The sequence below is a fragment of the Achromobacter animicus genome, assembly GCF_040775605.1.
GTDB lineage: Bacteria > Pseudomonadota > Gammaproteobacteria > Burkholderiales > Burkholderiaceae_B > Achromobacter > Achromobacter animicus.
In genome coordinates this window covers 116,369-138,912 of the sequence record NZ_JAYGJK010000001.1, presented here as the reverse complement: position 1 = coordinate 138,912, position 22,544 = coordinate 116,369, and the positions used below count along the sequence as shown (strand labels likewise).

The following is a 22,544-nucleotide window of genomic DNA, read 5'->3' as shown; positions in this document are numbered from 1 at the left end:
CATATCAGGACGCGGCCGGAATTTCAGCCGATCCATCGGACGGTCTCGGACAAATCCGCGCGCCGGGTGCGATAGCTGTTGGCCGGATGCGCCTTGTCTTCGAAGCCGAACGAGATGCCGCAGACTACGCGCCGGCCAGGTGCGATGCCCAGCAGTTCGCGCAAGACCTCGGGATACATCGCCAGCGAGGCTTGCGCCACGGTCGCCACGCCATTGGCCTGCGCCGCCAGCAGAAAATTGGCGACATACCCGCCGCAATCCATCGCGCCGTATTCGCCCAGCGCCTCGTCGGTCGTGATGATCGCGACATGCGGCGCGTCGAAGAGGGCGAAGTTGCGCATCTCCTGGCGCCGGTAGGCGTCGCGGTCGCCGCGCGGCACGCCGACGGCGCCGTACAGCTGGAAGCCGGATTCGCGGCGGCGGGCCAGGTATTCGTCGCGGTACTCGCGCGGGAACGGGAAATCAGGCTTGAAGCCCTCGACCTGCGCGCGGCGCTCCAGCGCCTCGCGCAACCGCTTCGTGCCGTCGCCCTCGGTAATTGCCACCTGCCACGGCTGGCAGTTGCACCAGGACGCCGTGCGCTGCGCCAGGGTCAGGATGCGTTCAATGGTGGCGCGGGGCACGGGCTGCGGCAGAAAGGCGCGGCAGCTGTGGCGAGCGAGCAGCCAGTCTTCGAGCGCGGCATCGGGTAGGGCGTCGTTCGCGTTTTTGGTGTTATCAGCGTTCTGAGCGGCAACGGTCATGATCAGTCTGTCTCCTGTCGTGGTCGGCTTTGCCCTTATCATGCCACTTGCTGTCCGGCGCTGTCCGGCCGACGCTGACCTCGTGCCAGTGGCGCAGTGGCTTCAACGCTACGCCGCTGACCAAACGGACGTGTCGCTTCCACCGCCCCGTCGCATCCGCTGCTCCGATACCGAAGAGACTCCATGCTGCCCCTCGACACCCTGATCGCATTCTTTGGCATTGCCGTGCTGCTGGCGCTGACGCCGGGGCCGGACAACCTGTTTGTGCTGATGCAGTCCGCCATCTGGGGACGCAAGGCGGGCATGTTCGTGGTGCTGGGGTTGTGCACGGGACTGCTGGGACACACGGCGGCGGTTGCGGTTGGCTTGGCCGCGGTATTTGCCGCGTCGCCCGTGGCGTTTACGGTGCTAAAGCTGGCGGGCGCGGCCTATCTGGCGTATCTGGCTTGGCAGATCCTGCGCGCCCCCGTCGAATCCGAAGACGGCAAACGTCCCGAACCCATGCGGCCCGGCGCGTTGTACCGCCGCGGCATCGTCATGAACCTCACCAATCCGAAGGTGCTGCTGTTCTTCTTCGCCTTCCTGCCGCAGTTCACGTCGCCGCGGCTCGGGCCGGTGGGTTTGCAGACGATGCAACTGGGTGCGGTGTTTATCGTGTCGACGCTGCTGGTGTTCGGGGCGATCGCGTTCTTCTCGGGTGCGTTCGGGGAATTGCTGCAGCGTTCAGTCACGGCCAAGCGCTGGTTGAATCGCATTGCCGCGCTGGTGTTCGTCGGGCTGGCCGTCAGGCTGGCGACGGCTTCCCGCTAGGCACCGCTAATCGTCGCGCAGGCGCTGATCACCAGCGGCGGCACGCGATCAGCGGGACACCGGCAGCCGGACACGAGCAGCGACGCTCGCATCCCCCGGCCGCCCATCCTGCCAATCAAACCGCCTTGAACCGCACGATGCCATCGGCATCCTGCGCGCGCGTCAGCTTGCCTTCGAAGTACAGAGCATGCAGATGCGCCAGCGCCTCGCCCATCGCGAACGTCAGCTGATGCAGATCCAGCTTGCGCTTGAACAGCACGGGCACGATGTCGGATGTCGATTGCGGCTTCACGGCACAGGCTTCCAGCACCTCGGCCAGCCGATCACGATGATGCTCGTGCTGCTGCGTGATGCGCTCATGCAGACCCTTGAACGGGCGGCCGTGCGACGGCAGCACCAGCGTGTCGCGGGGCAGGCCGTCATAGCCGTGCAGCGACCGCAGATACAAAGGCAGGGGATTGGCGTCGGGTTCGTAATCGAACACGCTGACGTTGGTGGAAATGCGCGGCAGCACCATGTCGCCGGAAATCAGCACGCCCAGGTCAGGCGAGAACAGCGACGCGTGTTCCGGCGCATGACCGTAGCCCACAATCACACGCCAATCGCGCCCGCCGATGCGCACCTGATCGCCGTCCATGATCCGCGTATAGCGCGACGGCACGGCAGGCACCAGGTTCGGGAAATAGCTGGCGCGCTGGCGGATCTGTTCCTGCGCGTCCGGGTCCTTCAGGCCGTGACGGGCGAAGTGTTCGACCGCCGATTGGCCGCCCGGCCCCGCGCCGGCATCCGTGCGGCGCGACGACCACAGCGACGCCACCATGTAGTCCGTCATCGTCATCCACAGCCGCGCGTTCCAGCGCTCGCACAGCCAGTAGGCCAGGCCGATGTGGTCCGGATGCATGTGGGTCACCAGCACGCGCAGCACGGGCAGGCCGTCCAGCTCGTTCTTGAACACGTCTTCCCACAGCGTCTTCACTTCGTCGCGCGAAATGCCGCAGTCAACGACGGTCCAGCCCTCCTGGCCGTCGATGTTGTCGCGCAGCAGCCAGAGGTTGATATGATCCAGCGCGAACGGCAGCGGCATCCGGATCCATTTGACGCCCTCCGCCACCGCATGCGCGCGGCCGGCCTCGGGCTGAAAATCGGCCCAGGGATACTGAAGCTTCTGTTCGTTGGGGTTCATTGCCTCTCGCTCCACGCTTGACGATCACGTCAAGTCATCATAATTTACGTTTACGTAAACTGCCACACGTCGCATGTCCCCGTCAACCTGGACCATCTCCGAGCTCGCCCGCGAGTTCGACGTCACGCCCCGCACGATCCGCTTCTACGAAGACCAGGGGATCGTCAGCCCGGCGCGCGAGGGCCGCAACCGCATCTTCGGACCGCGCGACCGCACGCGCCTGAAACTGGCCCTGCGCGGCAAACGGCTGGGCCTGCAACTGTCCGAGATCCTGACGCTGATCGACATGTATGACGGACCCGGCGACACCGAGGTGCAGTTGCGCCAGTATCTGTCCGTGCTGGAACAGCATCGCGTCACGCTCGAGCAGCAGCGTCGCGACATCGACGATACCCTTCAGGAAATCAGCGAACAGGAACGCCAGTGCCGCGTCCTGTTGGCGCAGAAGCCGTAGTCCGCATGGCTGTTTTTCAAACCATCGGGCTTTTCGTCCTGACCGCCCTGGCCGAGATCATCGGCTGCTATCTGCCTTATCTGTGGTTGCGCAAGGGCCACTCCATCTGGCTGCTCGCGCCCGCCGCGCTGAGCCTGGCGCTGTTCGCGTGGCTGCTGACGCTTCACCCGACGGCGTCTGGTCGCGTCTATGCCGCGTACGGCGGCGTGTATATCGGCATGGCGCTGCTGTGGCTGTGGGCGGTCGATGGCGTGCGGCCCAGCGCGAGCGACTGGATCGGCGTGGGCCTGTGCCTGGCCGGCATGCTGGTGATCATGTTCGGGCCGCGCGGGACCTGATCCGGCCTGCCGGAAGGGCAAAAAAAGCGCGCGTTCCCGTGAAGGGCCGCGCGCTTTGCATTGGTGCCGGTCTTTTGACGCAGGCTGCGTCTCGGCACATCTCGCGCGGCGGATCGACCGCCGCCACGCTCAATTGCCATCACAAACCGCCGGTCACTCCGCCTTGATATTGCTTTCCTTGATGATGCGGGCGTTGTTCGCGAACTCGGCCTGCACCTGCTTGGCAAACGCCTCGCCCGATGCCGTACCCGGCTGCAGGAACGACTTGGCCAGCAGTTCCTGGAACTCGGCGCTGGCCACGGCCTTGGTCAACGCGGCCTGCAACGGCTGCGCCACCGTGGGCGGCAGATTCGCCGGCGCGAAAATGCCGAAGTTCGAGTAGTACTGCGCCTGCGGCAACTTCAGCTCGGCCATCGTCGGCACATCGGGCCACGCGGCCAGGCGCTGCGGCGCCATCACCGCCAGCGGCTTGAGCGCGCCGTTGGCCACGTGCGGCAGCACGACGTCGCTGTTGACCACCAGCAGCTCCACCACGCCGCCCAGGCCGTCGGTCAGCGCCTGGCTGTTGCCGCGATACGGCACGTGCAGCATCTTGGTGCCGGTCTGCGCGGTGACCGCCGCCATGCCGATATGCGCGACCGTGCCCTGGCCCGGCGTGCCATAACGCACGCCTTCGGGATGCGACTTGGCGTATTCCACCAGCCCCGCAAAATCCTTCACCGGCAACGCCTTGGTCGCCACGATGGCGACCGGCGCCACGGCCACGCTAGCCACCGGCGTCAGGTCCTTCATCGGGTCGTAATTGGTCTTGGCCAGATGCGGAAAGATCGTCAGCGGGCTGGTCGAGGCCAGCAGCAATGTGGTGCCGTCCGGCTGCGCGCGCGCCACATAGTCCGTGCCCACTGACGCGCCCGCGCCCGGCTTGTTTTCCACGATGACCGTAATGTTGGCTTCCTTGCGCAGCGCGTCGCCCAACCGGCGCGCGATCGCATCGGCGCTGCCGCCGGCCGTATACGGCACGACCACGGTAACGGGCTTGGCCGGCCAGCTCTGCGCCATCGCGCCGCTAGCCATGATTGCCAGGGCCGCCCCCGCGGCCTTGATCAGCAATGTCTTCTTTTTCATATCGTCCTGGTGATGTTGCGTAGCACTGCGTTGGTGAAACGGACTGCGGTAAAGCACATCAGGCGAGGTAGCGTTGCGCCAGGCGAACCCAGTACGACGCCCCCGCCGGAATCAAGGAATCATTGAAGTCATAGCTGGCGTTGTGCAGCATGCACGGGCCCAGGCCGTGGCCCGCCATGCGATGCTCGCCGTCGCCATTGCCCAGGAATACGTAGCAGCCCGGCTTTTCCTGCAGCAGGAAGGCAAAGTCTTCTGAGGCCATGGCCGGTTCGATGGTGAGTGCGCGGTCCTCGCCCACGACCTCGCGCATCACGCCCATGCAGAATTCCGTCTCGGCCACGGTGTTGACCAGCGCCGGGTAGCGGCGCTCGAAGTACACCTCGGCCTCGCAGCCGTGCGCCGCGGCGATGCTGGGCGCGATCTCCTGCATGCGCCGCTCGATCAGGTCCACCACATCGGTGCTGTACGCGCGCACCGACCCGCCGAGCCACGCGGTGTTGGGAATCACGTTGATGACGCTGCCGCCCGCCTGAACCTGCGTGATCGACAGCACCGCCGCATCCAGCGGACGCTTGCTGCGCGTCAGGATCGTCTGCAGCGACTGGCCGATGGCAAAGAGCGCCGGCACCGGGTCATTGCAGTCCTGCGGCGCGGCGGCGTGACCGCCCTTGCCCTTGACCGTGATCTTGAAGCCGTTGGCCGCCGCCATCATAGGACCGGCACAGACACCGAAGGCGCCGGCCGGCAATCCCGGCCAGTTGTGCATGCCGAACACGGCCTCGCACGGAAAGCGCGTAAACAGGCCATCCTGGATCATCGCGCGGCCTCCCGCGCCGCCTTCCTCGGCCGGCTGAAAGCACAGGTACACGGTGCCGTCGAAGCCGCCCGCCGTCTGCAAATGCTGCGCCGCAGCCAGCAGCATTGCGGTATGGCCGTCGTGGCCGCAGCCGTGCATTTTGCCGTCGTGGCGCGAGCGATGCTCGAACTGGTTTTCTTCCTGCATGGGCAGCGCGTCCATGTCGGCGCGCAGCATGATGGCCCGGTCCGATGTGCCCCGCTTGATCACCCCGACCACGCCCGTCTTGGCGACGCCCGTGTGCGTTTCGATGCCCCAGCCGCGCAGCGTATCGGCCACCACCTTGGCCGTGCGGTGCTCTTCGTAGCAAAGCTCCGGGTGCATATGAATGTCACGGCGCAACGCCACGATGTCGTCCAGATTGGAAAGTTCGAGCACAGCTGACTCCGTCGGATATTTCAGGATTAAAGGGTCATATCAAGTATTGCCCATCGTCCCTGTCGCAGCGGTGTGCAACGCGCTAGGGATAACCCTCATCCAATTTACGTTTACGTAAACGTAATATTTGCACTGCATCATTGCGCAGCGCCGGATGAACGGCGCATCATGGATCACCCCCGCGACGGCGGCCAAGACACGTCCGCGCAGGTTCATGAATGTAAGCACCTACTATCACGGAGACACTGATGAATCTTCCCGGCCTGAACTTCGACCTGGGCGAAGACCTGGACATGCTGCGCGACGCCGTCCGCAATTTCGCGCAGGCCGAGATCGCGCCGCGCGCCGCGGAAGTCGACCGCAGCGACCAATTCCCCATGGACCTGTGGCGCAAATTCGGTGACCTCGGCGTGCTGGGCATGACCGCCGACGAGGAATACGGCGGCGCCAACATGGGTTACCTGGCCCACATGGTCGTCATGGAAGAAATCTCACGCGCCAGCGCCTCCATCGGCCTGTCGTACGGCGCGCACTCGAACCTGTGCGTGAACCAGATCAACCGCAACGGCACCGCCGCCCAGAAGGCCAAGTACCTGCCCAAGCTGATCTCCGGCGAACACGTGGGCGCGCTGGCCATGAGCGAACCGGGCGCAGGCTCTGACGTTGTCAGCATGAAGCTGCGCGCCGACAAAAAGGGCGACCGCTACGTGCTGAACGGCACCAAGATGTGGATCACCAACGGCCCGGACGCCGACACGCTCGTCGTCTACGCCAAGACCGATCCCGAGGCCCACCAGCGCGGCATCACCGCCTTCCTGGTCGAAAAGGGCTTCAAAGGCTTTTCCGTGGCGCAGAAGCTGGACAAGCTGGGCATGCGCGGCAGCCACACCGGAGAGCTGGTGTTCCAGGACTGCGAGATCCCCGAGGAAAACGTGCTGGGCCAGGTCAACGGCGGCGTAAAGGTGTTGATGAGCGGCCTGGACTACGAACGCGCCGTGCTGTCCGGCGGACCGCTGGGCATCATGCAGGCCGTGATGGACGTGGTGGTGCCCTACATCCACGACCGCAAGCAGTTCGGCCAGGCCATCGGCGAATTCCAGCTCATCCAGGGCAAGGTCGCGGACCTGTACACGACGCTGCAGGCCAGCCGCGCCTTCTGCTATCAGGTCGGCAAGAACCTGGACAAACTGGGGTCCGACCACGTGCGCCAGGTGCGCAAGGACTGCGCCGCGCTCATCCTGTACACCGCCGAAAAGGCCACGTGGATGGCGGGCGAGGGCGTGCAGATCCTGGGCGGCAACGGCTACATCAACGAATACCCGGTCGGCCGCCTGTGGCGCGACGCCAAGCTGTACGAAATTGGCGCCGGCACCAGCGAGATCCGCCGCATGCTGATCGGCCGCGAACTCTTCAACGAAACCGCCTGACGCCTTATCCACAGCCCGCGCCATGATCCGCACGTCCGACATCCAGCACATCGAGCAGGCGCCCGCCCCGGGCCCCTCGCCGCTGGAGGTCGCGCGGCTGATCCTGGCGGGCTTTGACCGGCACTACGCGCTGTTCCGCTATAGCGCCCAGCGTGCCAAGGCGCTGTTTGAATCCGGCGACTGGCACGGCATCCAGCATCTGTCCCGCGAACGCATCGAGTACTACGACATGCGTGTGCGCGAATGCGCCACGCAACTGGAAGGCGTGCTGCGCGGCCGGCCAGAGGGCGCGGTGGGCGGTACGGCCAACGGCGCGGACCACACCGCCAAGAACGGCAACGGCGCCGCCGCCCCGTCCCTGACCGACGCGCAGACCGCGTACTGGCAGCAGATCAAGCAGGAGTTCGTCGGCCTCCTGGGCGAACACCGCCAGCCCGAATGCGCCGAGACCTTCTTCAACTCGGTCTCGTGCCGCCTGCTGCACCGCGACTACTTCCACAACGACTTCCTGTTCGTACGCCCGGCAGTCGCCACCGACTACCTCGACAGCAGCGTGCCGTCCTACCGCGTGTACTACCCGGTGACCGACGGCCTGGAAAAAAGCCTGATCCGCATGGTGGCCGACTTCGGCCTGGCGCTGCCTTTCGAAGACCTGCCGCGCGACACGCGATTGCTGGCCCGCGCCGCGGTGTCCAAGCTGCGCGCGGTCCTGCCGCGCCACGTCGGCCGGCGCATCGCCACGGACTGCCAGCTCCACGCGCTGGGGTCGCTGTTCTTTCGCAACAAGGGCGCCTATATCGTCGGCCGCCTGATCAACCAGACCACCGTCTACCCCTTTGCCATCGCGCTAACGCGCAATCCGGCGGGGCAGGTGACGCTGGACGCGCTGCTGCTGGGCGCGGACGACCTGAGCACGCTCTTCAGCTTTACCCGCGCGTATTTCCTGGTCGACATGGAAACGCCCGCGGCAGTGGTCAACTTTTTGTCGAGCCTCTTGCCGCGCAAGCCCAAGGCCGAGCTCTACACCATGATCGGCCTGCAGAAGCAGGGCAAGACGCTGTTCTACCGCGACTTCCTGCATCATCTGGCGCATTCGCGCGACGCCTTCGACATCGCCCCCGGCATCAAGGGCATGGTGATGTGCGTGTTCACGCTGCCGTCCTATCCGTACGTGTTCAAGCTCATCAAGGACCGCATCGACAAGGACGGCATGGATCACGCCACCGTGCGGCGCAAATACCAGATGGTCAAGCTGCACGACCGCGTCGGCCGCATGGCCGACACCTGGGAATATTCACAGGTCGCCCTGCCGCGCGCCCGCTTTGCGCCCGCGCTGCTGGACGAGCTGCGGCGCTTGGTGCCCAGCCTTATCGAGGAAACCGGCGACACCGTCGTCATCCGCCACGTCTACATCGAACGCCGGATGACGCCGCTGAACCTGTACCTGCAGCAGGCGCCGGACGCTTTGCTGGACCACGCCGTGCGCGAATACGGGGACGCCATCCGGCAATTGGCCGCGGCCAATATCTTCCCCGGCGACATGCTTTACAAGAATTTCGGCGTCACGCGCCTGGGCCGCGTCGTCTTTTATGACTACGACGAAATCCAGCGCATGACCGAGATGAACTTCCGGCGCATCCCGCCGGCCCCGAATGAAGAAGCGGAGATGGCGTCCGAACCCTGGTACGCCATCGGCCCGAACGACGTCTTCCCCGAGGAATTCGGCCGCTTCCTGCTGGGCGATGCGCGCGTGCGCGGCGCCTTCATGCGTCACCATGCCGACCTCCTGGAACCGGACTGGTGGCAGGCCTGCCGCGCCCACGTGGCGCAAGGCCGGATCGAAGAATTTTTCCCTTACGATAAGGACAGACGCTTGCGTGCAGACCGCCCTTCAAACGGCAACGCGGTGTTGTAACTCAATCGCTGTCCCGACCCTCACAGGAGCAAGTCATGTCAGATCCCATCGTCATCGTTTCCGTCGCCCGCACGCCCATGGGCGGCATGCTGGGCAACTTGTCCGGCCTGGCCGCGCACGAGCTGGGCTCGGTCGCCATCAAGGCTGCAGTTGAACGCGCCGGCATCAAGCCCGAGCAGGTCGACGAAGTCATCATGGGCAACGTGCTGCAAGCCGGCCAGGGCCAGGCGCCCGCCCGCCAGGCCGCGCTGGGCGCCGGCCTGCCGCTGGGCGTGGCGTGCACCACCATTCACAAAGTCTGCGGCTCGGGCCTGAAGGCCGCGATGTTCGGTCATGACCTGCTGGCCTCGGGCAGCGCCGAGATCGTCGTCGCCGGCGGCCAGGAAAGCATGAGCAACGCGCCGTACCTGCTGCTCAAGGGCCGCCAGGGCTACCGCTACGGCCACAACACCGTGTACGACCACATGGCGCTGGATGGCCTGGAAGACGCGTACGACAAGGGCAAGGCCATGGGCGTCTTCGCCGAAGACTGCGCCGCCAAGTACTCGTTCACGCGCGAACAGCAGGATGCGTTCTCGCTGGAATCGCTGCGCCGCGCGCGCGCCGCTTCGGAAGACGGCAGCTTCAAGTGGGAAATCGCCCCCGTCACCGTGGCCGGCCGCAAGGGCGACACCGTGATCGACACCGACGAAGCGCCCACCAAGGCCATGCCGGAAAAAATCCCGACGCTCAAGCCCGCGTTCAAGAAGGACGGCACCGTCACCGCCGCGAACTCGTCGTCGATCTCCGATGGCGCCGCCGCCATGGTGCTGATGCGCGCGTCCACCGCTGAGAAACTCGGCGTCAAGCCGCTGGCCCGCATCGTCGCGCACTCGCAGCACTCGCAGGAACCCAACTGGTTCACCACCGCCCCCGTCGGCGCGCTGAAGAACCTGTTCAACAAGACCGGCTGGAAGGCCGAAGACGTGGACCTGTACGAGATCAACGAAGCCTTCGCGGTGGTCGCCATGGCCGCGATGACCGACTTCAAGCTCTCGCCTGAAAAGGTCAACATCCACGGTGGCGCCACCGCGCTGGGCCACCCGATCGGCGCCTCCGGCGCACGCTTGGTGGCCACCCTGATCGGCGCCCTGCGCAAGACCGGCGGCAAGCGCGGCGTGGCCACGCTGTGCATTGGCGGCGGCGAAGCCGTCGCGATGGCCATCGAAATGGTCTAAGCCGTTGCCTGCTTGAGACACGGGCTTCGGCCTGTGCCTCAAGCAGGATTTCGCTGCGCCTTTCTGGCATTGCAACCACCGCGACGGGTCGGTCGCGGGCCATGCAGGAAAGGCGCAACGAAATCCTGATTTTTCCAATCGACAAGAATGCCCGGCCCACCGGGCAGCGAGACAACCCGCTCACACCGAGCGCCTTCAAATTCCAATCAAGCAGGACGGGTGGTACCCCATGCCCATCATCGAATCCCGCATCAATCCGCGGTCGCAGGACTACATCGACAACGCCAGCGCCATGCAGGCGCAACTGGACGATCTGAACCAGCAACTGGCGCAGACGGCCTTGGGCGGCAGCGAATCCGCCCGCGCCAAGCACACCGCGCGCGGCAAGCTCCTGCCGCGCGACCGCGTCGAAAACCTGATCGATCCGGGCACCCCGTTCCTGGAACTGTCACCCATGGCGGCGCACGGCATGTATGACGGCGACGCGCCCGGCGCGGGCGTCATCACCGGCATCGGCCGCGTGTCCGGCACCGAGTGCGTCATCGTCTGCAACGACGCCACGGTCAAGGGCGGCACCTACTATCCGATGACCGTCAAAAAGCACTTGCGCGCGCAGGAGATCGCCGCGCAGAACAACCTGCCGTGCGTGTATCTGGTGGACTCTGGAGGCGCCAACCTGCCGCAGCAGGACGAAGTCTTTCCCGATCGCGACCACTTCGGCCGCATCTTCTACAACCAGGCGCAGATGTCGGCGCAAGGCATTGCGCAGATCGCCGTCGTAATGGGTTCGTGCACCGCCGGCGGCGCGTACGTGCCCGCCATGAGCGACGAGTCCATCATCGTCCGCAACCAGGGCACCATCTTTCTGGGCGGCCCGCCGCTGGTCAAGGCGGCCACCGGCGAAGAAGTCAGCGCCGAAGACCTGGGCGGCGGCGACGTGCACACGCGCCTGTCCGGCGTGGTCGACCACCTGGCCGCCAACGACATGCACGCGCTGCAACTGGCGCGCAACGCCGTTGCGCGCCTGAACCGCAAGAAGCCGCAACCGCTGGCCACGATCCCCGTGCGCGAGCCGCGCTTCGATCCCAGCGAACTGAACGGCATCATTCCCGCCGACACCCGCAAGCCCTACGACGTGCGCGAAGTCATCGCGCGCATCGTCGACGGTTCCGAGTTCGACGAATTCAAGTCCCGCTTCGGCCCCACGCTGGTCACCGGCTTTGCGCACATCCACGGCATGCCCGTCGGCATCGTCGCCAACAACGGCATCCTGTTCTCCGAGTCCGCGCAGAAGGGCGCGCACTTCATCGAACTGTGCGCGCAGCGCAAGATTCCGCTGGTCTTCCTGCAGAACATCACCGGCTTCATGGTCGGCCGCAAATACGAAAACGAAGGCATCGCGCGCCACGGCGCCAAGATGGTGACGGCCGTCGCCACCGCCAACGTGCCCAAGTTCACCGTCCTGATCGGCGGCTCGTTCGGCGCCGGCAACTACGGCATGTGCGGCCGCGCGTATTCGCCGCGCATGCTCTTCATGTGGCCCAACGCCCGCATCTCGGTCATGGGCGGGGAACAGGCGGCAAGCGTGCTGGCGACGGTGAAACGCGACGGCATCGAAGCGCGCGGCGGGCAATGGTCGGCGGACGAAGAGACGGCGTTCAAGGCCCCGATCCGCGAACAGTACGAGCGTGAAGGCCATCCGTATTACGCGACTGCGCGGTTGTGGGATGACGGCATCATCGCCCCCGCCGACACGCGCCGCGTGTTGGGGCTGGCGTTGTCCGCGGCGTTGAATGCGCCCATTGAAGACACCAAGTTCGGTGTCTTCCGGATGTGAATGGGACCCACCCCCTACGCGCTTCGCGCGCCCCCTCAAAGGGGCGGCACTGGCGGACCGGCGGAGCCGGATCCGCGGTGCCCCGATAGGGCCGGCGCAGGCGGGGAACGGTTGTTAGAAATTTAGCGGCAGTGCCCTCGCCGCACCGCTGTCAACAAACAAACTCAGCTTGGATAACGCAATGTTCGATACTGTGCTGATTGCCAACCGCGGCGAAATCGCCTGCCGCGTCGCCGCCACCGCCCGCCGCATGGGCCTGCGCACCGTCGCCGTCTATTCCGACGCGGACGCCAACTCGCGTCACGTCGCCGCCTGCGACCAGGCCGTGTACATCGGCGGCTCAGAGCCGCGCGCCAGCTACCTGCGCGCCGACGCCATTCTGCAGGCCGCGCGCGACACCGGCGCCGGCGCCATTCACCCCGGCTACGGCTTCCTGTCCGAGAACGAAGCTTTCGCCCAGGCCGCGCAAGATGCCGGCATCGCCTTCGTCGGCCCGCCCGCGTCCGCCATTGCCGCGATGGGCAGCAAGTCCGCCGCCAAGACCCTCATGGAGAAAGCCGGCGTGCCGCTCGTGCCCGGCTACCACGGCGACAACCAGGACCCGCAGTTCCTCAAATCGCAGGCCGACGGCATCGGCTATCCCGTCCTCATCAAGGCCAGCGCGGGCGGCGGCGGCAAGGGCATGCGCATCGTCGAATCCTCCGGCGCGTTCCTCGATGCACTGGCCTCGTGCCAGCGCGAAGCCGCCTCAAGCTTTGGCGACGACCGCGTGCTGATCGAGCGCTACCTGCAAAAGCCGCGCCACATCGAAATTCAGGTCTTCGCCGACACGCACGGCAACTGCGTGTACCTGTTCGAGCGCGACTGCTCCGTGCAGCGCCGCCACCAGAAGGTCATCGAAGAAGCCCCCGCCCCCGGCATGACCGAAGAACGCCGTCGCGCCATGGGCGAAGCTGCGGTCTCCGCCGCGCGCGCCGTGGGTTACGTGGGCGCGGGCACGGTGGAGTTCATCGCCGAGCCCGACGGCCGCTTCTACTTCATGGAAATGAACACGCGCCTGCAGGTCGAGCACCCGGTCACCGAAATGATCACCGGCCACGACCTCGTCGAATGGCAACTGCGCGTCGCCGCCGGCCAGCCGCTGCCCGCGCGCCAGGAAGACCTGCGCATCAACGGCCACGCTATCGAGGCCCGCATCTACGCCGAGAACCCCGAGAAGGGCTTCCTGCCGTCCATCGGCACGCTCGCCTACCTGGGCCTGCCGCCGCACACGGCGTTTGCCAACGGCGACATCCGCGTCGACGGCGGCGTGCGCATGGGCGACACCATCACCCCGTTCTACGACCCGATGATCGCCAAGCTCATCGTGCACGGCGCCGATCGCGACCAGGCCCGCGCCCGCATGCTGCAAGCGCTGGCGCAGACGCAGGCCGTAGGCGTGCAGACCAACGTCGCGTTCCTGGCACGGCTGATGAAGGACAGCGCCTTTGCGGCCGCTGATCTGGACACCGGCCTCATCGAGCGCCAGCGCGCCACGCTGCTGCCTGACCCGAAGCCCGCCGACGCCGACGCACTGGCCCTTGCCACCGCGGCCGTGTTGGTTCGCCAAGGACTGGCTCAGCCGGGCGCGCAAGGCGCGGGCAAAGGCCCCACCGACCCGTGGGACGCGCGCGACGGCTGGCGCTTAGGCGGCCAGTATCGGCGTCAACTGCAATGGACCGACAACGGCGAAACCCGTCACGTCACCGTCGCCCGCCAGGGCGGCGCGTGGACACTGGACACCGGCGACGGCGCGCGGCCCTTCCTGTGGCGCTCGCACGCCAGCGCCAATCCCAATTTGGCCTATGGCCTGCGCATCACGCTGCAAGGCCATGAAAGCGCCGGCACCGTCGTCCTGCATGGCGACCGAGCCTACGTCTTCCGCGAGGACGGCTCGCACGTCCTGGAGCTGTATGACGCGTTGACGCACTCGCAGGACACGCAGGGCGACCACGGCGCGGGTCTGGCCGCGCCCATGCCCGGCAAGATCATCTCGATTTCGGTCAAGGCGGGCGACAAGGTCGAGAAGGGCCAGCCGCTGCTGGTGATGGAAGCGATGAAGATGGAGCACACCATTTCTGCCACCGCCGACGGGACGGTGGGGGAAGTGTTCTATGGGGTGGGGGATCAGGTGACGGAAGGCGCCGAACTCGTGTCGATCGAGTAACGGCGGTTTGAACGTACCCGACGGCTTCCGGCGGTAACGCCGGGAGCCGTTTTGTTTATGCGGCTTCATAAAATTCGCGTAAGGCGCCGGCATTCAAGGTCACGTACTGGCTGCGTGCTTGGACGGCCGGCGCATCCTTCTTGCGCGTTGTGACGGATTGCCGCGCGGTTCCGATCATTTCGACACCGAAGATCACCTCTTGCGGTCCGCCTCGGTTTAGCTGTCCGTCAGCGCCCCTCGCCTAGAATCGGCGCTTCCCCCCGCGCCACGCCCACCATGTCCGCCGACACGCCCAGTCCGCTTTCCCGTCCGCCGTTCCTGCATTTCCTCTGCGGCCGCGTCGCGGCATCGCTGGCATTCCAGATCGTCTCCGTCGCCGTGGGCTGGCAGATCTACGCGCTGTCCGGCAGCGCGCTCGACCTGGGCCTCATCGGCCTCGCCCAGTTCCTCCCGATGGCCGCCCTGACGCTCGTCGTCGGCCACGTCGCCGACCGCTACGACCGCCGCAAGATCGTCGCCATCTGCATGGCCCTCGAAGCCTTGGCCACGCTGGTCCTCGCCATCGCCGCGCTGCATGGCGTCGGCGGCAAGACGCTCATCTACGCCACCATCATCATCATGAGCTCGGCCCGCGCCTTCGAAGCGCCGACGCTCTCCACGCTGATCCCCGCCGTCGTCCCGCGCGAATGGCTCCCGCGCGCCACCGCGCTGTCCTCATCCGGCGGCCAGATCGCGCAGATCGCAGGCCCGGCGCTCGGCGGCGTCGGCTACAGCCTCGGAGCAGGGTGGATCTACTGCGTCGCCGCCGCGCTGTATCTGATGGCCTTCATCGCCATTGCCACCCTCGTCATCGAACGCGCGCCACCCCGCAAGGAACCGACCACGTGGCGCACGCTGTTTGGCGGGATCACCTTCATCTTCCAGCGCCGGCTGCTGCTGGGCACGCTGTCGCTGGATCTCTTTGCTGTGCTGCTGGGCGGGGCGACGGCGTTGCTGCCGATCTTTGCGAAAGACATCCTCAATGCCGGGCCGTGGGCGCTTGGTGCTTTGCGCGCGGCTCCGGCTTGCGGTGCGGCGCTGATGTCGTTGACGCTGGCGCGATTGAGCCTCGGTGAAAACGTCGGCCGGCTGCTGTTCGGTTCGCTCATCGTGTTCGGCTTGGCGACCACCGTGTTCGGTCTATCGACGTCGATCCCGCTATCGATCGCCGCGCTGGTCGTGCTCGGCGCGGCCGATGCGGTCAGCGTTGTCGTGCGGTCATCGCTAGTGCAGTTGAATACGCCCGACCACATGCTGGGGCGAGTCAGCGCGGTGAACACCTTGTTTGTCGGGGCGTCGAATCAGCTGGGGGAGTTTGAATCGGGTCTGACTGCGCAGTTGTTTGGCGCGGTGCCCGCCGTAGTGATCGGCGGGGTTGGGACGATTGCAGTCGCCGCGCTGTGGATGCGGTGGTTCCCTGAGTTGAGGCGGCTTAGGACGTTGAACGGGAATGAGGTGGCGCAGACGTAGGACCTACTTCCGCATCTCAAACCGATTCGCCGCCCCAGCCGCCGGCTCAAAGTAATACTTAGGCTCCCGATAAACCAGGTCCTGCAACGCAGCATCCAGCTTCGGCAACTCAAAACTCGCAGCGCTACGCGCCTTCCGAAAATCCTCAATACTGGCGGGCAAGCGCTCCAGCGTCACCGACTCCAGCAAACACACCCATTCCCCAGCCAGCACCCCGCACGAATCCTCGACAATGACCGGCTGGTCCTCCGGCATCTTGTACCCATCCATCAGCACCACATCGCCCGCTTCCAGCGTAATCGTGGCCAACGGCGTGAAGAGCAGTTCCGTGTCAACGCCGGCAGCGGGCAACATCTCTGCCTCGCGATTGTGGAACGCGCGCCTGGCCCCTTCCACCCAGCGATACTCCCGGGCAGCCTCGTTGCAGCCTTCACCAATGCGCAACGTCACCTCGCACCCTGAGCCCAGTCCATCCTCGCTGGGCACGAGCGGCGTCCAGGGTCCTTCCTTCTTGAAGTCGATAGCCATCGTCTCAGTCAGCGTAGCCATGCCGAGGTTTTTCAGATAATCCATCGTTTTCGCGCGCGCCTCCGAGTCCGGCAGCGCCGTCCGAGGCTGACGGTACGTAATGCGATTGAGCCGATACTCGCCAGGCCACACCGGAATCACCTGATACGCGAGCGCGCCGCGCGTCGTCTGGAACAATGGACCGGTATCCGAGACATCGAACTTGTGTTTGCCTTGGCCCACGGTCATCGCAAAGCCCTTTTCGGTCTTATGCTGCCAATGCACGAGCGCGCTGTGCTGGCGGGTAAATTGATCCCGCGTGGCCGCATCATCAAAGTTGCGCGGCGTTCCCGCATCGAAATTGACGGTCGGGATGACCACAATCGCCATGTCCTTGCGGGCCTGGTCGAACAGCTCGTCGGTGTTGGCGACGTGCCGTTTCCGCATGGCTGCCGCCTCGGCCTGTAGCGCTTCATCGCTGGGTGACTGTGCCCACGCGGAAAGCGGGGCGAACAGGGCGGACACGCATACAAGGGCAAGCACGCGGCGAGACAGCGTCATCGGTCTTCGTTCCTTTATGAGTTCGGAGGTTGAGCCTATCGGCGCCCGCCGCCCATCTGGCCGAAAAGGGCCCCGGGGCGAAGACGCCAGGGCATGATATCGCGGTGAGCGTTCATGAGAAGCGACGCGCCGGTCCGCGTCTTGGCCGCACTGCTGGACGCCTTCCGCCACTTGCGGGCGACGGGTCATGTGCTTCCGTCGTACCCAGGGTTCACAACCGCCAAAGCAGCCGCACAGAGTAGACTGACACCCTCTCTCACCATTCAGAGTCCCCATTCATGCTCGTCAAAGCCCTGCGTGTCGGCCTGGGTCAAATCATTGTCCTGGGCGACGCACTGACCCGTCCGCGTCCCCAGAAGCGGTCGCCGCAAGGCCAGGCCGCCGTCAACGCGGATGCCGCCGCGCTCTCGCTGTATCAATTCCAGGCCTGCCCGTTCTGCGTGAAGACGCGCCGCGCGATGCATCGGCTCAACGTGCCGATCACGCTGAAGGACGCCAAGCATGACCCCGAGGCGCGCGCCGCGTTGCAGGCGGGCGGCGGCAAGGTGAAGGTGCCTTGCTTGCGCATCGAAGACGCCGACGGCACGCGCTGGATGTACGAGTCCAACGACATCATCGCGTACCTTGAAAAGCGCTTCGCCAACGTTGCATGATCACGCGAAAAGCAAACGGCCTGCCGAATCATCCGGCAGGCCGTTTTCAATTGCGTAAAGAACGCGTCAGAACCTTCCTCGCAGCGTCAGCAGCACACTGCGCGGCGCGCCGTAGTTGTTCCGGTTGTCCAGATAGCCCGGGTACTCGTAATAGACCTTGTCGAACAGATTGTTCACGTTCACCGCGGCGGTCCAATGCGAAGTCAGGTCATACGCGACGCTCGTATTCCAGACGCTGTAGGACGGACGCCGCACGTTCGAAATCGTGTTGACCAACGCACTCTGCCAAATGACGTCCCCGCTAATACTCACCCGATTCAAGTCACCCGGCAGGCGGTATTCGCTCCACACGCGCAGCATGCGCCGAGGCGTTTCCTCGCTGAAGGTCTGGCCCTCGCGCTCGGGGTCGCTCAGATACTTGTTGCTGTTGAACGTATAGCCCGCGGCCGCATGCTCGGCCGAAGTCACCGACCAAAGGCGAATTACGGTCCCGTGCGCGACTCGACGTCCATATCAGCCGGCCACTCCACCTTGGGCGCTAAACGCAAGGCCAAGTGGTAGGGCGGCACATCGTTGTTCCAATCACGAGGCGGGATTGGATACTGGGGTAATGCCTCGGGTCCCTGATTCATGAACGCGCGCGCCATTGCCCACATGTGCTCGCCGTTGGCGTTGCTGCCGGCTAATTGGAAGCGGTCAATGACGTGATTAGTGCCCGGCGCCACCACAGCAATATCAACGCCCCACGCGAAAATCGGCACACCGCTGGGGGTCAGCGCCTTGCGGCTCCAGGCTTCGGCTCGGAGGTCTCTCCAGTCGAAAGCCTCCGGGCGAACACCCCAACCCTTTCGACTGATCGGTCCGCCGCTGTGAAATCGGTACACGTAAACTTTGCCTCGCTTGCGGTTGAAACGAATGGGCTCGTCTCGAGGGGCGGCTATACCTGTGCGTAACATGCCTATTCCCAGGACGAAACTGACCATTATTGCTCCCAATAAAAAGACATAAGCCAATGGATTTGATTTAAATGCATATGCTCCGTCTGCAAGCTCAAGCAACAACATTACGAGCATTAGAAACGCGATCGTGAGAATAAAGATGCCACAAGCGCAAACCACCGTTCGATTCAATATTTTGGCGGTATGCAACTCAAGGTAGATTTCGTCCACGTAATTTGGTGCGACGCCGATTGGATGAAAAATATGATCCGGTGGTGCCCATGGAAGCGGAAGATCAGCTTTCCATCCAGCAGTCGGAATGTCCAAGAGAGCTTTCGGAGACGTTGTCATTTGGCCTCCGAAACGTCCACGATTGCGATCATCTCTGAGTCGTGAATGTTTGGTAGGTACTCTAGAACGATTCGTGCCTCATCGATATCGTGACTAACTTTGAGTTCGATCGAGCCTTCCACAATAAGGAAGGTTTCCTTTCCTTCCTCTACTGCAGTAACCGTGCGCTCGCGGCTAGTCGGCGCATTACTTTCAGGCACATAATCCAGCCGCTGTAGCGGGATGCTATGTTCACTTGACTTGGGATCACCGAGTGGGTGCATACCGGACGCCATAATCTGCTCGCCGGAATACCGCTTTACGATAAGTCGCCACTTAAAGGCTACGCGGGAGACATCGTAGCGAGGCATGACTATTTGATATTGCAATTGCGGTATAACCGCCGGCCCTCCCTCCGCACCACCCATGGCGGCAGCCTTCCCTTCGTAGTGGACGGCTCGCACTATAGAACCAAACACCACCTGCGCATCGACCCCAAGAACCGCCGCATTCAATGCGGAAACTGCCGAATTCGCGTCGTCAAACTTATCACTCTCCGATAGTCCAAAGTGACTACGATACGCCCATCGTTCTAAGGGAGACGACTCAGCCTCCCCACCAAGCTGCAGAAAGACAAACGCACTAATTCCAGCAAGAATTGCCCACCCGACAGGCCCAAGCACCCAGGTGGCACTCAATATTGTCGTCGAGGCGGAATAGAGGGCGTACACCGCAAAGCCCGCGCTTGTGACGGATAATCCTGCAGCACCGAAGTACCAAGATCTTGCTGATTTACCGCCAGCATCACCGGCACGACCAGCTGCAACTAAAGCCGCAACTGCGTCAACAGCCCCAGACGCCGCGCCCAATATTGCCCCAAACCGCGCCAGTGCTTTACCAGCATCCGCGAGCTGACTGATGGCACCGACACTCGACGCATGCGCGCGGAGAACTTTCCTCGCTTGCTCAGCGCTGGCCCTCATCGTCATTCCCGCCACCTCAATACTTCCCCCCAACACCCCGATCGAGGCCGAGTACACCGCCAGCACGGCTTCCTCGTGTTTGGCTCCAAAGGTGGCATCCACGGCTTCAACCGATTTACGCAAGCCCTGCGATAACAGGTACGTGGAGCCAACAGCAAGCAGCAGTTCAGCGCTTCCGACCGTGCCGCGGGCAATCGCGGCAGCACTGCGCGCGCCCCTCAATCCGGTCTGCGCGAGGTCGGCGGCCCGCGCCACGTTTAGCTGAAGACCGGCCAAGGCCTTGCGCGCCCCCGGCTCCAGCGTGCCGGCGAGCACTTTGAGTTCGCTTAGCGCTCCGCCGGCCCGGCGCGTGGCGTCTCCGATAACCTCCCCTGTTTGCTGGGTGGCATCCTTGACGACGTCGCCAAAGCGCTTTCGCAAGTCATTCGCGTTTCCTTCGACCCAGAGCACCACTTCAACCATCTGTTCCGCGAGTTTGGGGTCACTTAAGGCAAGACTGAGGACACCGGCAGTCAGCACCGACCGCACCTGCTTGTGCGCCTTTCCGGTCGCCTGCGCGATGGCAGCAGCAAGCCTGTTGCGGTCTTCCCCGATCTGCTTGCACATCAATGTGTAAAACTCGCCCAGCTTCATCTGAACGGCGACCTGGGTCATGTACGTCCGCGAATACAGCAGGACCGATGCGCTGTTCACGCGCGTGGCGACGTTGCGCACGCCGGCATCAACCTTCAGTTCCAGTCGGCTCACCGCACTGTTGTAAGCTGCCAGCACACTCGCGATTGCGTCCTGGACATTCGGCCAAATAAGTTTGTCGCCCAGGTCGCTACTGGTAATGATCTTGGTGATCGGGGCATAGAGCTTGCCGAAGTCGTTCCAATCCAGTTCGCCCTGATTGCTGAACGTGGGAACGAGGCTTTGCATAAGGTTCTTGTCGAGCGCGAGCAAGGTTTTGAAGACGATGCTCTGACCATCCTTGATCCACGCTTCCCAAGCCCGCGCCGACGGCCCGTTGACGGCTTGAATGTTGCCCTCGGAATCTGGTTTAGGCGTTGCTTCGGTGATGCCGCCGCTCAGGCACAGCTCCATGGTGCGGATGTAACCCAATACTGAGTACGCGTTTTGCGCATCGTAGTCATGGCGCTCAGCCACACGGAACATCGGGTTGTTGAGGATCTGGTCTGTGTAGAGCGCGGCCAGCCTATCCACTTGCGTCTGCAACCGCGCCTTGTGCGCTTCGAACGACCGCTCCCAACTGGCGCGCGCGGCTTCATCATATCGCTCGTCAAGGCGCGCAAGCAGATTCTCAGCCTTGTGCTCGACCTGTTCGGCTCGCTCGCGGGCGGGATCGCCGAAAACCGGCGGGCCGCCGGACTCGGTAGGCATCATCTCCCAGGCGGCATTCGGGCTGTCGGCGATGGCGTCGCCCGCGGCCACCTTGCAGAGTTCACGCAGGCGTTTGAGGCTTTCGGAGGTGAAAAATTTGTAGTTATTGAGCGGGTCTGCCTCGTAAGCCTGCCGCTCCCTTTGCCAACCCAGGCGCTGATGATTGATTTCCTGGACCAACCCGACTGGGTCCGGCAGGACCAGCGCCAACACGCCATTCGGCAACTGTTCGCGCTGTGTCTGAGTTCGGACGAAGCCCTGCAGCGCGTTCAAGCGATGATTGCGCGAGCAAAAGCCGTGCACGCTGACAAAATCGCCGATGGTGGGTGTGGCGTATTCCAGCACCTGCTGATCGACGTGAAGCCTTTGCTCCGTCATCGCGATGCCTACGCTCGCGGGATCTTCGCGGGCAGTCTTTAGGTCCAGCCTATGAAACCTGGCGCTCACTGGCGACTGTTCGGCCGTGAAACTTTGAAGATATCGGTTCAATACGTTTTCGGACCACGGATCGCTGGAGAATGCAATCCACGCGGTCGTGAACAGTTCGGTATCGATGTTGATGAACGAAGCGGGGACATCGTGGTCCCGGTGAATGCATCTTTCGCTCAGCGGCTCTGGGGCTGCCCGCGGCATGGAAAATGGGTTGAACTGACGCAGCGCCCCTTCGGGCGTCACCTGATAAGCCTGCCACTCTCGCTTGTCGAGCAGCACATAGAGATACCCTTCACGTAGGGTACGCGGCTGGTCGAGCCGCAACGGCACGGCAGCCAGATCGCCGCCGCCGGCAAGCGGCCGCTTTGATGTCGCGGTGGGCTTAGGCGCGTAGGCCGTTCGCAACGGAAGGATTGGCAGGCCAGTGCGTTCGCAGGCGTTGCATGTGCCCGTAGGATTGGGGACAGCATGGCGGATCGCCCAACTCAAGGTCGTGCTGACGCTCATAAGTTCCTTTGCTTGGCGCAGTGTGGCAATAGTCGGTGATGACCTATCGCCTCAATGCAAACGTTGTGCCAACTTGGAAGCGTCTTTTCCGTTGTTCTTTCTTATCAACTGCTTACGCGTGCTTCACCGCCACACATGGCGAGCTCAACGGCGCAAAAGCAGCGAAAGTGTTTTTTTCACCGAAAGTTCGGGCCATTTGTGGCCCGAGATTCTTCAACGGTTTGAAAACAAACAAAAAAAACTCGGGCCAAC

Annotated in this window: 18 protein-coding genes; 10 read left to right on the top strand and 8 right to left on the bottom strand. The window is 64.0% G+C overall.

Going from position 1 to position 22,544, the window contains the following annotated elements; all coding sequences use genetic code 11:
• Positions 1-23: 23 nt before the first annotated feature.
• Positions 24-743 (bottom strand): nitroreductase, encoded by a 720-nt coding sequence (locus AB3147_RS00605; protein WP_367351218.1) that lies wholly within the window; start codon positions 741-743, stop codon positions 24-26.
• A 183-nt stretch (positions 744-926) separates the two neighbouring features.
• Here AB3147_RS00605 and AB3147_RS00600 point away from each other — a divergent pair, with 183 nt between their 5' ends.
• The gene (locus AB3147_RS00600) at positions 927-1,553 is read left to right on the top strand and encodes a LysE family translocator (RefSeq protein ID WP_175123954.1); all 627 of its coding nucleotides are present in this window, start codon (positions 927-929) and stop codon (positions 1,551-1,553) included.
• 115 nt (positions 1,554-1,668) lie between these two features.
• Here AB3147_RS00600 and AB3147_RS00595 read toward each other — a convergent pair whose 3' ends face one another.
• Complete coding sequence (locus AB3147_RS00595) at positions 1,669-2,736, bottom strand: MBL fold metallo-hydrolase (protein ID WP_367351217.1); 1,068 nt, start codon at positions 2,734-2,736, stop codon at positions 1,669-1,671.
• Between the two features lie 73 nt (positions 2,737-2,809).
• Here AB3147_RS00595 and AB3147_RS00590 point away from each other — a divergent pair, with 73 nt between their 5' ends.
• Positions 2,810-3,190: a MerR family transcriptional regulator gene (locus tag AB3147_RS00590; RefSeq protein ID WP_175123956.1), complete on the top strand. Its 381-nt coding sequence runs from the start codon at positions 2,810-2,812 to the stop codon at positions 3,188-3,190.
• A 5-nt stretch (positions 3,191-3,195) separates the two neighbouring features.
• The gene (locus AB3147_RS00585) at positions 3,196-3,528 is read left to right on the top strand and encodes a YnfA family protein (protein WP_175123957.1); all 333 of its coding nucleotides are present in this window, start codon (positions 3,196-3,198) and stop codon (positions 3,526-3,528) included.
• Positions 3,529-3,681: 153 nt separating this feature from the next.
• On the opposite strand, the gene AB3147_RS00580 is transcribed toward AB3147_RS00585, so the two are convergent.
• Both AB3147_RS00580 and AB3147_RS00575 read right to left on the bottom strand, forming a co-directional pair.
• Positions 3,682-4,653 carry a Bug family tripartite tricarboxylate transporter substrate binding protein gene (locus AB3147_RS00580; protein WP_343737749.1) on the bottom strand — a complete coding sequence of 324 codons (972 nt, stop codon included), beginning with the start codon at positions 4,651-4,653 and terminating at the stop codon, positions 3,682-3,684.
• 58 nt (positions 4,654-4,711) lie between these two features.
• Positions 4,712-5,887 carry a M20 aminoacylase family protein gene (locus tag AB3147_RS00575; protein ID WP_239215023.1) on the bottom strand — a complete coding sequence of 392 codons (1,176 nt, stop codon included), beginning with the start codon at positions 5,885-5,887 and terminating at the stop codon, positions 4,712-4,714.
• 248 nt (positions 5,888-6,135) lie between these two features.
• Here AB3147_RS00575 and AB3147_RS00570 point away from each other — a divergent pair, with 248 nt between their 5' ends.
• The 6 genes from AB3147_RS00570 (at position 6,136) to AB3147_RS00545 (ending at position 15,998) form a co-directional block, all read left to right on the top strand.
• Positions 6,136-7,314: an isovaleryl-CoA dehydrogenase gene (locus AB3147_RS00570; RefSeq protein ID WP_056327730.1), complete on the top strand. Its 1,179-nt coding sequence runs from the start codon at positions 6,136-6,138 to the stop codon at positions 7,312-7,314.
• 22 nt (positions 7,315-7,336) lie between these two features.
• Positions 7,337-9,229 (top strand): bifunctional isocitrate dehydrogenase kinase/phosphatase, encoded by a 1,893-nt coding sequence (aceK, locus tag AB3147_RS00565; protein ID WP_367351216.1) that lies wholly within the window; start codon positions 7,337-7,339, stop codon positions 9,227-9,229.
• Between the two features lie 35 nt (positions 9,230-9,264).
• Positions 9,265-10,446 (top strand): acetyl-CoA C-acetyltransferase, encoded by a 1,182-nt coding sequence (locus AB3147_RS00560; RefSeq protein WP_175137022.1) that lies wholly within the window; start codon positions 9,265-9,267, stop codon positions 10,444-10,446.
• A gap of 229 nt (positions 10,447-10,675) precedes the next feature.
• Positions 10,676-12,283: a carboxyl transferase domain-containing protein gene (locus AB3147_RS00555; protein WP_218342405.1), complete on the top strand. Its 1,608-nt coding sequence runs from the start codon at positions 10,676-10,678 to the stop codon at positions 12,281-12,283.
• Positions 12,284-12,464: 181 nt separating this feature from the next.
• A complete protein-coding gene (locus AB3147_RS00550; RefSeq protein WP_367351215.1) occupies positions 12,465-14,489 on the top strand; it encodes an acetyl/propionyl/methylcrotonyl-CoA carboxylase subunit alpha in 2,025 nt (674 codons plus the stop codon).
• A 276-nt stretch (positions 14,490-14,765) separates the two neighbouring features.
• On the top strand, positions 14,766-15,998 hold the full coding sequence (locus tag AB3147_RS00545; protein ID WP_239215018.1) for an MFS transporter: 1,233 nt from the start codon (positions 14,766-14,768) through the stop codon (positions 15,996-15,998).
• A 3-nt stretch (positions 15,999-16,001) separates the two neighbouring features.
• Here the strand turns inward: AB3147_RS00545 and AB3147_RS00540 are convergent, their stop codons facing one another.
• On the bottom strand, positions 16,002-17,066 hold the full coding sequence (locus AB3147_RS00540) for a hypothetical protein (RefSeq protein ID WP_367351214.1): 1,065 nt from the start codon (positions 17,064-17,066) through the stop codon (positions 16,002-16,004).
• A 278-nt stretch (positions 17,067-17,344) separates the two neighbouring features.
• Here AB3147_RS00540 and AB3147_RS00535 point away from each other — a divergent pair, with 278 nt between their 5' ends.
• Positions 17,345-17,719: a glutaredoxin family protein gene (locus tag AB3147_RS00535; protein ID WP_218342409.1), complete on the top strand. Its 375-nt coding sequence runs from the start codon at positions 17,345-17,347 to the stop codon at positions 17,717-17,719.
• A 66-nt stretch (positions 17,720-17,785) separates the two neighbouring features.
• On the opposite strand, the gene AB3147_RS00530 is transcribed toward AB3147_RS00535, so the two are convergent.
• From AB3147_RS00530 to AB3147_RS00520, 3 genes are read right to left on the bottom strand one after another with little or no spacing between them, the layout of a single operon-like run.
• Positions 17,786-18,187 (bottom strand): TonB-dependent receptor domain-containing protein, encoded by a 402-nt coding sequence (locus AB3147_RS00530; protein WP_367351213.1) that lies wholly within the window; start codon positions 18,185-18,187, stop codon positions 17,786-17,788.
• A 14-nt stretch (positions 18,188-18,201) separates the two neighbouring features.
• Positions 18,202-18,984, bottom strand: coding sequence for a DUF6708 domain-containing protein (locus tag AB3147_RS00525; RefSeq protein ID WP_279971318.1), 783 nt, complete (start codon positions 18,982-18,984; stop codon positions 18,202-18,204).
• 20 nt (positions 18,985-19,004) lie between these two features.
• Positions 19,005-22,292, bottom strand: coding sequence for a T6SS effector BTH_I2691 family protein (locus tag AB3147_RS00520; protein ID WP_367351212.1), 3,288 nt, complete (start codon positions 22,290-22,292; stop codon positions 19,005-19,007).
• Between the last annotated feature and the right edge of the window lie 252 nt (positions 22,293-22,544).